Source organism: Streptomyces sp. Tue6028, assembly GCF_002300165.1.
In the GTDB taxonomy this organism is placed as follows: domain Bacteria; phylum Actinomycetota; class Actinomycetes; order Streptomycetales; family Streptomycetaceae; genus Streptomyces; species Streptomyces siamensis.
The window spans coordinates 22,173-36,200 of record NZ_MLCE01000024.1 but is presented as its reverse complement, the minus strand read 5'-3'; the positions used below and the strand labels follow the sequence as shown (position 1 = coordinate 36,200).

The 14,028-nt window shown below is 70.4% G+C and carries 9 protein-coding genes; 1 reads left to right on the top strand and 8 read right to left on the bottom strand.

Annotated elements, in window-relative coordinates:
• Nucleotides 1–51: 51 nt before the first annotated feature.
• From BKI49_RS24010 to BKI49_RS23990, 5 genes are all read right to left on the bottom strand, one after another.
• Nucleotides 52–1,392, bottom strand: coding sequence for a TadA family conjugal transfer-associated ATPase (locus tag BKI49_RS24010; RefSeq protein ID WP_095936358.1), 1,341 nt, complete (start codon nucleotides 1,390–1,392; stop codon nucleotides 52–54).
• Between the two features lie 18 nt (nucleotides 1,393–1,410).
• The gene (locus tag BKI49_RS24005; protein ID WP_095936357.1) at nucleotides 1,411–1,776 is read right to left on the bottom strand and encodes a TadE family protein; all 366 of its coding nucleotides are present in this window, start codon (nucleotides 1,774–1,776) and stop codon (nucleotides 1,411–1,413) included.
• On the bottom strand, nucleotides 1,773–3,389 hold the full coding sequence (locus BKI49_RS24000; RefSeq protein WP_095936356.1) for a CpaE/TadZ family protein: 1,617 nt from the start codon (nucleotides 3,387–3,389) through the stop codon (nucleotides 1,773–1,775). Before BKI49_RS24000 ends, BKI49_RS24005 begins: the two co-directional genes overlap by 4 nt.
• Before the next feature lie 38 nt (nucleotides 3,390–3,427).
• Nucleotides 3,428–4,141 (bottom strand): Flp pilus assembly protein CpaB, encoded by a 714-nt coding sequence (gene cpaB, locus BKI49_RS23995; RefSeq protein ID WP_095936355.1) that lies wholly within the window; start codon nucleotides 4,139–4,141, stop codon nucleotides 3,428–3,430.
• 90 nt (nucleotides 4,142–4,231) lie between these two features.
• Entirely contained in the window at nucleotides 4,232–5,113 is an 882-nt protein-coding gene (locus BKI49_RS23990; RefSeq protein ID WP_095936381.1) for a hypothetical protein, read from the bottom strand.
• 403 nt (nucleotides 5,114–5,516) lie between these two features.
• On the opposite strand from BKI49_RS23990, the gene BKI49_RS23985 reads away from it, so the two are divergent.
• Nucleotides 5,517–7,214 carry a chitinase gene (locus BKI49_RS23985; RefSeq protein WP_179332553.1) on the top strand — a complete coding sequence of 566 codons (1,698 nt, stop codon included), beginning with the start codon at nucleotides 5,517–5,519 and terminating at the stop codon, nucleotides 7,212–7,214.
• A gap of 142 nt (nucleotides 7,215–7,356) precedes the next feature.
• Here the strand turns inward: BKI49_RS23985 and BKI49_RS23980 are convergent, their stop codons facing one another.
• The 3 genes from BKI49_RS23980 to BKI49_RS23970 all read right to left on the bottom strand — a co-directional run bounded on the left by BKI49_RS23980 (nucleotide 7,357) and on the right by BKI49_RS23970 (nucleotide 13,927).
• Nucleotides 7,357–7,704 carry a hypothetical protein gene (locus BKI49_RS23980; protein WP_095936353.1) on the bottom strand — a complete coding sequence of 116 codons (348 nt, stop codon included), beginning with the start codon at nucleotides 7,702–7,704 and terminating at the stop codon, nucleotides 7,357–7,359.
• 18 nt (nucleotides 7,705–7,722) lie between these two features.
• A complete protein-coding gene (locus BKI49_RS23975; RefSeq protein WP_143658511.1) occupies nucleotides 7,723–12,303 on the bottom strand; it encodes an RHS repeat-associated core domain-containing protein in 4,581 nt (1,526 codons plus the stop codon).
• A 292-nt stretch (nucleotides 12,304–12,595) separates the two neighbouring features.
• The gene (locus tag BKI49_RS23970; RefSeq protein WP_095936351.1) at nucleotides 12,596–13,927 is read right to left on the bottom strand and encodes an Nramp family divalent metal transporter; all 1,332 of its coding nucleotides are present in this window, start codon (nucleotides 13,925–13,927) and stop codon (nucleotides 12,596–12,598) included.
• Between the last annotated feature and the right edge of the window lie 101 nt (nucleotides 13,928–14,028).

Genomic DNA, 14,028 nt, shown 5'->3' with positions numbered 1-14,028 from the left:
CGGTCGTGGACGGCGTCCGGCGGCCTGTCGGGTGTCTCTCGGTCGTGGGCGTCATCCGATGGCCTGCCTGGTGTTGAGCACGTCGATGGCCTCGGTGACGCCGAAGGCGGGCGGCAGCGGCTCGTTGGCGACGTACAGCTTCTCCGCGACGACGCGCGGCAGGGGGAGGTGTTCGAAGTGGCCGTGGACGACACGGTCGGGTCCGGCGGGGCGCGGCACGAAGCGGGTCACCGGGGTGACGCGGAACTGTTCGCGGCCGTGGGAGATGAGCAGGGCGATCTCGGTGACCTTGCGGGAGCCGTCGGCGTGCCGGGTGAGCTGGACGACGACGTCGACGGCGGAGTTGATCTGGTCCTTCAGGGCCTCGAAGGGGATCTGCACCTCGGACATCGAGCCGAGGGTCTGCAGGCGCATGAGGGCGTCCTCGGCCGAGTTGGCGTGGACGGTGGCGAGTGAGCCGTCGTGGCCCGTGGACATGGCCTGGAGCATGTCGAGGGTCTCGCCGCCGCGGACCTCGCCGACGATGATGCGGTCGGGGCGCATGCGCAGGGAGTTGCGGACCAGGTCGCGGATGGTGATCTGGCCCTTGCCCTCCACGTTCGGGGGGCGGGACTCCAGCCGGATGACGTGCTCCTGCTGGAGCTGGAGCTCGGCCGAGTCCTCGATGGTGATGATGCGTTCGTGCGACGGGATGAGCCCGGAGAGGGCGTTCAGCAGGGTGGTCTTCCCGCTGCCCGTGCCGCCGCTGACGATGACGTTGAAGCGGGCCCGCACGAAGGCCGCGAGCAGCATGAGCATCTGTTCGTCGAGCGAGCCGAGCCCGATGAGTTCCGGGAGGGTGTAGGCGCGCGGGAAGCGGCGGATCGTGAGGGTCGGGCCGGTGAGGGCGAGCGGCGGGATGATGACGTTGACGCGTTCGCCGGTGGGGAGGCGGGCGTCGACCATCGGGTTCGACTCGTCCACGCGCCGGTTGACCGTGGAGACGATGCGTTCGATGGTCTGCATGAGCTGTTCGTCGGAGGCGAAGCGCAGGGGGAGCTGCTCGACGCGGCCGGCGCGCTCCACGAAGATCGAGTCCGGTCCGTTGACCATGATCTCGGTGATCGACGCGTCGGCCAGCAGTGGTTCGAGGACGCCGAGTCCGAGGGCCTCGTCCACCACGCGGCGGATCAGCTGGGAGCGTTCCGCGGAGGAGAGCACCGGGCCCTCACGGCTGATGATGTGGCCCAGTACGCGTTCCAGGCGTACCCGGCGCTCGGCCGCCGCGAGGCTCGACATCTCGGCGAGGTCGGTCTCTTCGAGGAGCTTGGCGCGGTAGACGGCGACGAGGTGTCCGTCCTCACGCCCTGGTCCCCCCTCGTCGGGGGCGGCGATGCGGGATCGCAGGCTCATGGGTGCGGCTCCTCCCGGTCAATCGTCGGTGGGCATGGTGGCGTGACGGGTCACGTCCCAGCCGCCGAGGAAGGGGATGACGGAGGGGACGTGGACGGTGACGGTGGCGGTCGTGGTGTCGGCGCCCTTGGCCGGCTGGGGCACGGAGGGTTCCAGCCATCCGCTGACGGCGGCGTTCCCCGCGGCCACTCCGTCCCCGTCGTGCTGCGAGGCGGCCCGGGCCGCGGCGCGCGCTCCCGAGCCGGCCTGGTTGACGCCGTAGCCGACGAGGCCGAGCTGGATGGCGGCCATGCCGATGAGGAGCAGGATGGGCAGGAACCCGGTGAACTCCAGGATGGAGACGCCCCGGTCGTCCCAGCGGCGGCGCGCTGCGGGTGGGCTCATCCGTCGTCCCCCTCCAGTGCCGCGCCCGCGCTGCCGCTCACGTGCCAGCCCGCGTCGAAGCCAGGGAAGAACAGCGGCACGTCGACCTCGACGTCGGCCTTCATGACGGGGCCCGCGGGGGTGCAGGCGATGTCGGCGTCCTTCCAGGCGCCGGGCAGATGCTTGCCGCCCGCCGCGTCGCAGGCGCCCGCGTAGTCCCCGTCGACCGCGTACGCCGCCGTCGCCGCGCGGGCCGCCTCGTCGGCGGCGTTCCCGGCCAGGGAGTACGAGTAGCCGTACAGCACGCACTGCCACAGGATCGTCATGACGACGAGCAGCAGCGGGAACATCCCGGCGAATTCGAGGGTGACCGCGCCCCGGTCGCCGCCCCGGCGCCGCAGCGTCAGCGCGCCGCGGTCCGCGGGCGCCTTGCGGCGCCGGCCTCCTCCCCCGCCTTCCTGCGCGGCGACCAGGCCCAGCTCGCCGGCGAGCGTCCAGAGGGCCTGCTTCACGGTGGAGCGGCTGTCGAGGTCCTGGAGCCGGCCGGCGTCGACGACGGACTGGAGTTCCTTGAAGGCGGCGGGGACCGCGGTCCGGGCGACCCTGGTGCCGGTGACGCGTTCGACGAGGGAGGGCTGGATCTCCGTGGCGCGGGTGTGCCGGTTGACGACCGTGGTGGTCTCCTCGGCCTTGCGGATCTGCAGGCGGTCCCACATGCGGACCATGCGCTTGGCGGCCCGTACGGCGACGACGTCGGGGGTGACGAGGAGCAGCGCCTGGTCGGCCATCTCCACGGCCGCCGCGGTGGCGGCGTTCATCTGGGAGCCGCAGTCGACGACCACCACGTCGTGGCGGGAGCGCAGGGTGCCGAGGACCTGGCGGGTGACCCGGTCGGTGACCTCTTCGCCGCGTTCGCCCTCCGCGGGGGCCAGCAGCAGGCCGATGCCGCTGTCGTGGGTGTACACGGCGTCCTGGAGGACGCGGTGGCTGATGTCGCTGATGCCCGCCAGGTCGGCCACCGACCTGCGGAACTGCACGTCCAGGTAGGACGCCACGTCGCCGGACTGGAGGTCCAGGTCGAGCAGGGCGACGGTGCGGCCGGACGCGCGCGCCGCCAGGGCGAGCTGGACGGCCGTGACGGTGGCGCCGACGCCGCCCTTGGCCCCGGTCACCGTGAGGACGGTGCCGCCGGGGCCGGTGTACAGCTCGGGGGTTCCGCTGTGCAGGTGGCGGCGCATGCCGGCGGACCAGGTGGCGGCCGCCTGGACGCGTTCGGCGAGGGCGTCGTAGCCGAGGGGCAGGCCGATGATGCCGCGGGCGCCGGAGTCCATGGCGGCGGTCAGTACGGCGGTGCTGTTGTCGGCGGTGATGAGGACGACGCCGACGGCCGGGAAGCGCATCACCAGGTCGCGGATCAGCTCCAGCGCCGGGACGGGGCCGATGCGTTCGTGGACCAGCACCACTTCGGGCAGCTCGTCGAGGGACTCCGCGGCGAGGCGGGCGAGGGTGTCGAGGAGGGCCGTGGAGTCGGGGACGGGAGGGGCCGGTTCGGCGTCGGCGAGCTGGCTGAGCAGGGTAGTGAGCGCCCGGGCCGAGTCGATGTCGCCGACGGCGGGGAGGATGCGGATGGTCATCGGCGAAGCCCCCCGGGGACGGTCCTCATGCGCGCCTCCTACTTGTCCTCGTTGAGGGTGTACGTGCGGTCGCCGGGCGCGACGGACGCGTCGGAGCCGCCGGCGACCAGGGCGAGACGTACGTGTTCCGCGAACGACTCGGCGTACGCCACGCGTTGGGCGTCGGCCGTGTCGAGCGCGAAGGTGATCGGGACGGCCTGGTTGGCGCTGTTGCGGCGGTCGGAGCTGGACTGGCCGGGGTCGAGCGCGGTGAGCTTGCCGACGTCGATGACGCGGGCGTTCTCGACGATGACCTTGGACTGGTCGGTGCCCTTGTCGTTCTCGGCCTTGAAGGTGGCGTAGATGTTGACCCGCGAGCCGGGGTTGATCTTGCCGGCGACCCCGGTCGACGCGTCGATCATGATGGCGATCTCCTGCTGGCCCGCGTCGAGCGCGGGCCGGTCCACGATCATGTCGGTCTGGAGCAGCGAGCCCTTCTCCAGCCGGGTCACCGCGATCTTGCCGCGGATCTGGGAGAGGCTGGTGACGGCGGTGGACGACAGCCAGCGCTCGGGCATGGAGATCTTCTGGAACTGGTCGGCCGTCAGCTCCTTGTAGGGCGCGATGTCGCCCTTGAGGCGGTACGCCGCCACCTCCGGTCCGACCTTGGAGTTCACGTCGCGGATCACCGAGAGCACTCCGGCGAAGGCGCCGAGGGCGCACAGGGCCGAGAGGACCAGCAGAATGACGCCGCGGCGCTGGCGCGAGTTCACTACATCTCACCTCGGTGATGGAGCATGATCCGGACAACCTCGATCTGCGGGGGACGGCGGGGTCGATCGGTCGTGCTGGTACGCGTGTGCCTAGGTGGCACCCCGGGGCAGGGCGCGTACGGAGGATGCTGCCCGGACGGCGGTGGCCGGAAGCTCCTGTGCGGGTGGTGGCGGCAGGGGCGCGGCGCAGAACCCGCAGCGGTCACCGATGAGTTCGAGGCCGCACCAGTGGCACTCGTCGCGCCGGACCGACGACACGAGCTGGTAGAGCACGGAGACGTCGTACAGTCCGGCGGCGAACTCGGTGAGCCGTGACGTGCCCCACCATCGGGCCGATTCCTGCGGCAGCGGGACGGTCGCGACGCCCTGCACGCGCCAGCCGGGCGCGAGGGTCGCGGTGACCCAGTCGGAGGGCGGCTGGCCGGCGGCGACGTGCATGCGGGTGCCGAACTCCGGCCCGGGGAGCTCCTCCTGGCCGACCCTGACGAGTTCGGGCCGCGGGTTGGCCAGTACGGCGAACTGGGCGCCCGGGACCCAGGACTTGGCGTGCGACTTCAGCGACACCGGGACCCGGTCGAGCTTGGCGACCGAGCCGAGCAGGGCTCCGGCGTAGATGTAGTGCGCGAGCAGGCGGGCCGCGGAGGCGAGTACTCCGGGGCTGAAGTCGCAGACCGAGAGCTGTCTCAACTGCTGTGCCAGCAGGGCGAGTCCGAGCGGTGGCAGGTCGACGGCGAGCAGCGCGACGCGATCGCTCTCCAGGACGGAGCGGGCGGTGTGCAGCCGCTGGACGACGGAGTCCTCGACGGAGGACGAGTGCAGCGCGATGACGTACCCGTGCTGCTCGACGAGGGCGTGCAGGGCGGTGAGGGAGCTTTCGAGGGTGTCGAGCGGATGGACGACCGCGGGCGGGGTCTGCCGGTCGTGCGGCGGAAGCACCAGGTCGGGACTGGTGACGGCTATCGCGGTCGGCACGCTGCACACACCCCGTTCGCTGCGGCGGGGTGGTCAACCACCGCCTCAGATCGCCCCTTTATCGCCATGGAACGTCACAGATGGCCACAGATCGTCACTGTGACGTCCTCTTGCATCAGCACCATATCCACGGCATGCCCCGCTCAACACCGACTTCGCGAGATCAACTCACCGAAGGTGGGGGCGTGATCAACGGAGAGTGATCCGAATATGCCACAACTCCACTCTCCGGCGGACCCGTTGAAGAGTTCGCGGACTCCGGAGGTCTTGACAACCGAATTGGTCTGGACCAACTTGTACACCCAACGGTGGCCATCGTTCCGCACCTCCCCGTACGCCTCCCCTTCTTCCCCCCTTCCCTCCCCTTCCCCTCACGGAGGTCCCAGTGGACCGCGTATCAGGCATGCCCGGACGCAGACGCGTCTGGGCGGGGCTCCTCTCCGCCGCGCTCGCCGCGTCTGCCCTCACCCTCACCGGCCTGGCCACCGACGCCGCGGCCGCCGACGTCAACAACGCCAAGAACGGCGGCTACGAGTCGGGCCTCGGCAACTGGACGTGCTCCGCGGGCAGCGGCACGACCGTCTCCTCACCGGTGCACGGCGGCTCGGCGGCCCTGAAGGCCACGCCCGCCGGTCAGGACAACGCCAAGTGCACCCAGACCGTCGCGGTCAAGCCCAACTCGACGTACACGCTGAGCGCGTGGGTCCAGGGCGGCTACACCTACCTCGGCGCGACCGGCACCGGGACCACCGACGTGTCGACGTGGACGCCCGACTCCTCGTCCTGGAAGCAGCTGACGACGACGTTCACCACCGGTTCGTCGACGACCTCGGTGACCGTCTACACGCACGGCTGGTACGGACAGGCCGCGTACTACGCGGACGACCTGTCGGTGTTCGGACCCGACGGAGGCGGTGGCGGCGACCCGGCCCCGACCGTCCCCGCGGCCCCCGGCGGTCTGGCCGTCTCGTCCACGACCTCCTCGTCCGTCTCGCTCGCCTGGAACACGGTCTCGGGCGCCACGGGCTACAACGTCTACCAGGGCGGCACGAAGGTCCAGTCGGTGACGGGCACCTCCGCGACCGTCTCCGGACTCGCCGCCTCCACCTCGTACTCCTTCCAGGTCACCGCCACGAACTCGGCCGGTGAGTCGGTCAAGTCGTCGGCCGTCACCGGCACCACGAACGCCTCCTCGGGCGGCGGTGGTGGCGGCGCCGTACCGGCACACGCGGTGACGGGCTACTGGCAGAACTTCAACAACGGCGCCAAGGTCCAGAAGATCTCCGACGTCCAGTCGCAGTACGACATCATCGCCGTGGCCTTCGCCGACGCGACCGGTACGCCGGGCGCGGTGAGCTTCAGCCTCGACTCGGCCGGGCTCGGCGGCTACACCGTCGACCAGTTCAAGGCGGACATCAAGGCCAAGCAGGCCGCGGGCAAGAAGGTCATCATCTCCATCGGCGGCCAGAACGGCACCGTGTCGGTGAGCGACTCCGCGTCCGCGACGAACTTCGCCAACTCCGTCTACTCCCTGATGCAGACGTACGGCTTCGACGGCGTCGACATCGACCTGGAGAACGGTCTCAACGCGACCTACATGACGCAGGCGCTGCGCTCCCTGTCCTCGAAGGCGGGCTCGTCCCTCGTCATCACGATGGCCCCGCAGACGATCGACATGCAGTCCACGTCGAACTCCTACTTCCAGACGGCCCTGAACATCAAGGACATCCTCACCGTCGTCAACATGCAGTACTACAACAGCGGCTCGATGCTCGGCTGCGACGGCAAGGTGTACTCGCAGGGTTCGGTCGACTTCCTGACGGCCCTCGCCTGCATCCAGCTGGAGGGCGGCCTCGCCCCGTCGCAGGTGGGTCTCGGCCTCCCCGCCTCCACCAGCGGCGCGGGCAGCGGCTACGTCTCCCCGACGATCGTGAACAACGCCCTCGACTGCCTGGCCAAGGGGACCAACTGCGGCTCCTTCAAGCCCTCCAAAACGTACCCGGGTCTGCGCGGCGCGATGACCTGGTCGACGAACTGGGACGCGTCGGCGGGCAACGCCTGGTCGAACGCGGTGGGACCGCACGTGCACGCGCTCGGCTGACCCCTCCCCGTCAGCACGACGAAGGTCCGGCCCCGGCTGCACGGCAGCCGGGGCCGGGCCGCGTCCGGGGGCGACGGACCGTGCCGCGGCCCCTACCGCCCCGGCCGGGCCGCGACGGCCCCACGAGCGGCGGTGCGCCGCCTCACGAGAACCGCTGGGGCAGCTCGCCGGAGTCCCACAGCCTGTCCAGGTTCCGGAAGAAGCCGCCGAAGTCCTTCGCCATGGCGGCACGTTCGTCCGTCGACAGCTTCTCCATCGGGTCGGTGAAGTCGAAGGTCCCGAGGTCGGGTCCGGTCCACCCCTTGAAGCGCCGGCAGTGGGCGCACCACATGTAGCTGATCAGTGAGGGGCGCACGCGGATGTGACTGCGGTACACGTAGGTGCGCACCGCTGAGTGCCCGCAGGCGGGACAGACCCGCTCCGACTGGTCCTCGTAGAACTTCGGGCCCGCCACCAGTTCCCTGACCTGGTCCGCGTCGAACTCTCGCATGCCTGCTTCCTCGTTCACTCAGCCGCCTCGGGCGCGGAACCGTTCGAGCATCTGCTGCCCGTACAGCTCCGCCATTTCCTCGTCACCGGGCGTGGTGATGTACGCCCTCTCGTTGTGGGCGTCCTGCATCCCTCGACGAGCCGCCTGCTGATGGTGGTGCATGGTCTCGTGGAAGACTGTACTGACCGCCTCGTCCATGCTGCTCAGACCGAGGTCGGAGATCTCGATCACGGGACGTCCGCGCGGTCCCAGCATGGGGAAGCCGTCCGCGGTGTGGGGACTGTTCCCGTAGGCCGGACCCAGGGGCCCGTCGATCTGGGGGACGTGCACGATGTCGTAGTGCTCGACGGACATCCCCCGCCGGCCGAGCGCCATCCGCAGCTGTCGGACGCTCACCGCCGGACCGAGCTGTCCGCCCGGGACGCGCTGCGAGGCGCCACGGAAGTGGTTGATGATCGCCGGCCCGCAGGGGGCGAGTCCCAGCGGGTCGCTCCACACGAGCGGATTGTCCGTGTAGGCGTAGTCGTTGGGCGCCGGGTCGAGACCCAAGGGGTCCGGGGTCAGATACCGCCCCGTCGTCGAGTCGTAGTAGCGGTGCCGGTTGTAGTCGAGCCCGGTCTCGGGGTCGTGGTACTGGCCCGGGAACCTGACCGGGCAGTCGACGTCGTCGGTGGCCGTGGGCTGTCCGGCACCCCAGACCGTGGCCCGGCGCCGCCAGGTGACCCGCCCCTCGGCGTCGACCAGTTCGCTGGGCGCCCCGACCAGATCGGTCACGATGGCGCGGAACCGCACGTCGACCTCGTCCTGCGAGAGGCCGTCCGGTTCGGTCCTGTCGACCTGCGCGAGGGGGCGCGGAACCGGCGCGGGCGAGAACTCCCACGTCGTCACGTGCCGACCGGAGCCGGGCACCGCACGGTGCGTCCGCTCGGCGAGGCTGTCGCCGTCCCAGACGAAGACCGTCTCGCTCCGCGTCCGCCCGCCGTCGTCGACGAGCCGCTTGGAGATCCGGCGCCCCAGCGGGTCGTAGGCGTACCGCCACGTGTCGCCCTCGGGCGTGCCTGCCGTGAGCAGCCGTCCGAGTGTGTCCCAGGTGTAGCTCCAGGTCCGGCTCCCCCCGGACAGCAACCGCACGGTCCTGCGCACGACCCGCCCGTACGCGTCGTACGTGTAGCGGATCCGGCCGGAGCGCCGCAGCCGTGTGCCGGCGGCGTCCGCGTCCTCGCCGGAACTCGCCGCCGTCGCCTCGCTCATGTTCCCGGCCGCGTCGTACGCGTACCGCTCCGTCCATCCCGTCGCGTCGACGCCGGTGACGCGTCCCGCGGGATCCAGTTCGTAGCGGCGGGCCCCGTCCGCCGACGCGTCGACGCCGGTGGGTATCCCGTCGGGACGGTAGGTGTAGCGGCGCCTCTCCTGCACATGTCGGTCCGCGGCGGCGACCAGCGTCTGCTCCGTCAGCCGGAAGTCCTCGTCCCAGCTCTGGGTGAGCACCCGGGACGCGCCGAGGTCACGGCCGGTCTCGCGGCCCGCCGCGTCATAGGCGAAGCGCAGGGACTGCGGGCCGATGTGCAGAGCGGCGGGCCGGTGTCCCGGGTCGTACTCCCAGCGGCTGACGACGCCCTCGGGGGTGGTCCGCCGCGTGCGCCGGCCCAGTTCGTCGTAGCTGCTGGACACCGTGCGCCCGTTGCAGGTCTCCGCGATCAGCTGACCTGCGGCGTCGTAGGCGAACTCCACCTCCGCGTGCGCGTTGGCCACGCGGGTCATGCGTCCGGCCGGGGTGTAGGAGAAGACGGCCGTCTCGTCGTCGCTGCGCCGCGTGACGACGTTGCCCGCGGTGTCCCGCTCGTAGTGGACCGTGTGGTCCGGTCCCTCGCTCCGCTCGACGAGCTGTCGCGCCGCGTCGTGACGGTAGGCGATCCGACGGCCGTTGAAGTCCTCCTCGGCCACCGTGTTGCCCACCGGGTCGTACCCGTACGACCACACCGCGCCGTCGGCGTTCACCACGCTCGACAGCCTGAGTTCGCTGTCGTAGGCGAACGTCAGGACCGAACCGTCCGCGGTCGTGCGCGTCCTGACGAGGTCGAAGGGGCCGTAGGTCCACCGCGTGGAGCCGCCCGCCGCGTCGCGGTGCTCCAGGACGTTGCCCTCGCCGTCGTAGCGCCAGTGCTCCGTGGCCCCGCTCGGCTTGGTGCGCCAGGCCAGCCGCCCCTCAGGGGTCCAGCCGAAGCGGGTGACACCGCCGACGGGGTCCGTGCTCTCGACGATGCGGCCGAAGACGTCCCGGACGCAGGACGACACCGCGCCGGCCGTGTCCGTCACTCGGCGCGGCAGACCGGCCCCGTCGCGCTCGATGCGCCGGACACCGCCGAGGGCGTCGACGGTCTCGACGAGACCGCCGTCGTCGCCGTAGCGGTGCCGGGTGACGGCACCGCCCGGGTCGGCGGTCGCCACCAGATCGCCGCGGTCTCCGTAGGTGTGGAAGGCCTGCGCCCCGTCCGGGTCGGTGGCGTGCACCGGCAGGCCGAGACCGTCGTAGGCGAGCGTCGCGGTGGCGCCCTCGGGGTACTCGACCTCGGTGTTCCGGCCGTGCTCGTCGTAGTGGTACCGGGTGGTGCGGCCCAGCGGATCCGTGATGGAGCGCAGCCGGTCGTACCGGTCCCAGGTGCGGGTGGTCGTGTGTCCGAGCGCGTCGGTCTCGGTCAGGAGCTGGAGGGTGTCGCTGAAGGTGTAGAGCGTGGCGTGGCCCAGCGAGTTCCGTACGGTGGTGGTGCGGGCGTTCTCGTCGTACGCGTAGGTGTAGTCGAGGATTCCGTCCGTACCGCCCGCATGCACGCATCGCCCCTGCGCGTCGTACGTGTAGCCGTACCAGGTGCCGTTGCGGTCCTCCCAGCGGGTGACACGACGCCGGTCGTCGTAGGAGAACCTCAGGGGAAGCCCCGAGGAGTCGTGGACCTCCGACAGGTTGCCGCGCTCGTCGTACGCGTAGCGCACGAGGACCGGCTGCCCGGGAGCGCTGAGCAGGCTCATGGCGGTGACGCGGCCCGACTCGGTGGTCACGCCGACGCGATAACCGCCCTGGTGGGTGATCGTCTCGGGCAGGCCGTCGGGGGTGTAGGTGACGCGCAGCGTGTTGTCGTGCCGGTCGGTGACGGCGTCGAGGAGGAGTTCGGCCCCGGTGGAGCCGGGCTGCGCCCGGAAGTGCAGGCTGCGGCCGGTCTGGGGCTGTCGGACGGTCATACGGCCGTCCGCGCCGTCGGTCCACTCCAGCGGCCAGCGTGGGCCTTCGACCGGCAGGACGTCCAGACCGGGCTCGGGCACGGGATAGATCAGCACCATCCCGTCGTCGGCGACGAACCGCACCCCGTCGGCGTCGAGCAGCAGGCGCTGATCGAGGGTGGAGATCCAGCTGGGCCCGAACCAGCGGCCCGAGCGGGCACCGGTGCGGTGGTGGCGTTCCACGGCGAGCGGCAGGATCCCCGGCAGGAGCACGTCGCGGGCCGACATGACCATCTGGCCGGTCGCCACGTCGATCGGGTCACCACGGGTGAAGAGCGTCTTCATCTGCCGCGCGCCGGAACGGGCGCCTCTGGCGAGGCCCTTGAGCCCCAGGGCCATGCCCTTCAGGCCGGTCTTGCCGAAGGCCTTCAGTCCCTTCGCCAACCCCCCGAGGGTGGTGATTCCCTTGCCGCCGGGTATGCAGTCCAGCGCCGCGAACGCCACGTCCCACAACGACGCTTGGCCCTTGCGATATTTGTTGAGGGTGTCGGCGAGGACGACGAGAGCGGCGATCAGCACGATCGCGCCGAGGATCGGCCCACCGATGATCATCGCGATGATCCCCACCACCGCCACGACCACCTTGCAGACCGCGACGATGGTGTCCCAGTTGTCGGAGAACCAGTCCCCGACCTCCTCCCACCACTTACGGTTGTGGATCCCCGCGTCCGACGCCTCACCGATTTTCGTCTTCGCCGTACGGGCCGCTTCCTCGCGCATCTTCCGCGCGTCCTCGGCCATCTTCTTCGCCGCGTCCAACGCACCGTTCGCACTCGTCACATCCGACTGCGCCGACGTCCGCGCCGACTTCGCATGCTGCGCATCCCGCGTCGCCGCACGCACCTTCGCCTCGTCCGGCTTCTCCTTGTCCTTACTCCCCGTCGGATCGTCCTTGTACTTGTCCGCTTCCTTGTTCGCCCGCGACACCCACGAATCAGCCGACGACAGCCGGGACTTGGCCGAGGACAGGTCGGACTGCGCCTCACGGCCCTTGGCGAGGGCCTTGTCCGCCAGCGCCTGCGCGCGCTCCAGCTCCGGCCAGTACGCCGCCAGCGCATCCCCGGCCATCTCGTAGGACTTCTTCAGCTTCTTCAGCTGCTTCGGCACACCCGAGAACTCGTCCCCGAACGCCTTCGCCGACTTCCCCGCCCACTTCAGAACAGCGTCCTCGTCCGCCATCCCCTTGACCGACCGCAACGCCTCCGAGACATCGTCCGCGAAGTCCAGCAAACTCTTCGCCAGGTGACGCACACGGTCCGGATCACCGGGAGTGGGGTCCTTGTCCAGATCCAGGACATGCCAGTCCCCCGGCCGACTCCCCGCCATACCGCAACCCCCGTCACGTTTGCCACAGTAACTCTCGTACGCACGAGTGAAGTTACTGGATGTTTCCGTCGGGCGTGGAGGACAGCGGGTCCGGAGCAGTGACTGGCAGATGCGGCGAGTCGCTGAAGCACGCTCACCCTGCCGCCGCACGGCGAGCGGGGTGAAACATTTCCGGGGGTCCAGCGCATCGATGAAGTGAGGACGGGCGACAACCGCTGGGGGAAGCGCATGAGGCAGGACCGGCTCGGCGAGGCGCTGCGCCATGCGGGCGACAGCTGACCCGCACGGCCCCTCAGAAGAAGTCCGACCACGGCTGGTCCCAGACCTGCTTGACGCACAGGACCAGGAAGAGCAGCCCGGCGATCGCCAGCATGGCGTTGCTCAGCGGGCCGTTGCGCCATTCGCGGGGCGTGCGGGAGGAGTTCAGGAGCCAGATCAGGGTGAGGGCGAGGAAGGGGAGGAAGGCCGCGCCCAGGACGCCGTACAGGATGACGAGCCGGAAGGGTTCGCCCTGGAAGAGGAGCACGATCGGAGGGAAGGTCAGCCAGAGCAGGTAGGCGCGGAAGGGCCAGGACTTCTCGCGCCCGCCGGCCGCGACCTCCTCGCCCGTGACCTGCTCCCGGGTCCGGTAGCGCGCCACGAAGTCCGCGAACATCAGACTCACGCCGTGCCAGACGCCGATGAGCGAGGTGAAGGAGGTCGCGAAGAAGCCGATCAGGAAGAACTTCGCGGTCGCCGTGCCGTACTCCTCCTCCAGGATGTCGCCGAGCTGGATCAGCCCCTGGTCGCCACTGGCGATGGCCACGTTCGCCGAGTGCAGCAGCTCCGCGCCGACGAAGAGCATCGCGACGACGAAGATGCCGGTGGTGATGTAGGCGACCCGGTTGTCGAGGCGCATCACCTTCATCCAGCCGGTGTTCGTCCAGCCCTTGGCGTTGACCCAGTAGCCGTACGCGGCCAGGGTGATCGTGCCGCCGACCCCGCCGATCAGGCCGAGCGTGTTGAGGACCGAGTCCTTCTCGTCGGGCAGTACGGGGAGGAGTCCCGCGAGGGCGTCGCCGAGGTTCGGTGTGACGCGGACCGCGAGGTAGACGGTGACGACGAACATCACGCCGACCAGCACCGTCATGACCTTCTCGAAGACCTCGTACCGGTTGAACCAGACGAAGACCAGGCCGACGAGCCCGCACAGGACGGCCCACGGCTTGATGGACCAGTCGTCCGGGAAGACGCCGGGGAACAGGGCCTGCAGCGGCAGCGCGCTCGACGACATCGCGGCCGCGCCGTAGACGAAGCCCCAGACGACCGCGTAGACGACGAAGAAGTACGTCGTCCAGCGGCCGAGGCTCGCCCAGCCGTCGAAGAGGGTGCGGCCGGTGGACAGGTGCCAGCGGCCCGCCGCCTCGGCCAGGGAGATCTTGACCAGGCAGCCGATGACGGCGGCCCACAGCAGCGTGTAGCCGAAGTTGCTGCCCGCGATGAGGGTGGCGACGAGGTCGCCGGCGCCGACGCCGGTCGCGGCGACGACGATCCCGGGCCCGATGTACCTCCAACTGGACTTGCGGGGGCGGGAGTCGGTCTCCCCTGACGCCGGCTTCTCGGACTTCCCGGTGGTCTCCGTCATGCGGTCAAGAAAGCGTAAAGCGCGGTGGTGGCACAAGGGCGCGTACGCCGATCGCCACGCGATGTGCACCCGTCGGGCACACGACCCCCGGCCGGGGCGGG

Excerpts from the sequence above, each read along its gene's own strand:
- BKI49_RS23970 (WP_095936351.1), bottom strand. The coding sequence starts at position 13,927 with ATGACGGAGACCACCGGGAAGTCCGAGAAGCCGGCGTCAGGGGAGACC.
- BKI49_RS24000 (WP_095936356.1), bottom strand. The coding sequence starts at position 3,389 with ATGACCATCCGCATCCTCCCCGCCGTCGGCGACATCGACTCGGCCCGG.
- BKI49_RS23985 (WP_179332553.1), top strand. The coding sequence starts at position 5,517 with ATGCCCGGACGCAGACGCGTCTGGGCGGGGCTCCTCTCCGCCGCGCTC.
- BKI49_RS24010 (WP_095936358.1), bottom strand. The coding sequence starts at position 1,392 with ATGAGCCTGCGATCCCGCATCGCCGCCCCCGACGAGGGGGGACCAGGG.
- BKI49_RS23980 (WP_095936353.1), bottom strand. The coding sequence starts at position 7,704 with ATGCGAGAGTTCGACGCGGACCAGGTCAGGGAACTGGTGGCGGGCCCG.
- BKI49_RS24005 (WP_095936357.1), bottom strand. The coding sequence starts at position 1,776 with ATGAGCCCACCCGCAGCGCGCCGCCGCTGGGACGACCGGGGCGTCTCC.
- BKI49_RS23975 (WP_143658511.1), bottom strand. The coding sequence starts at position 12,303 with ATGGCGGGGAGTCGGCCGGGGGACTGGCATGTCCTGGATCTGGACAAG.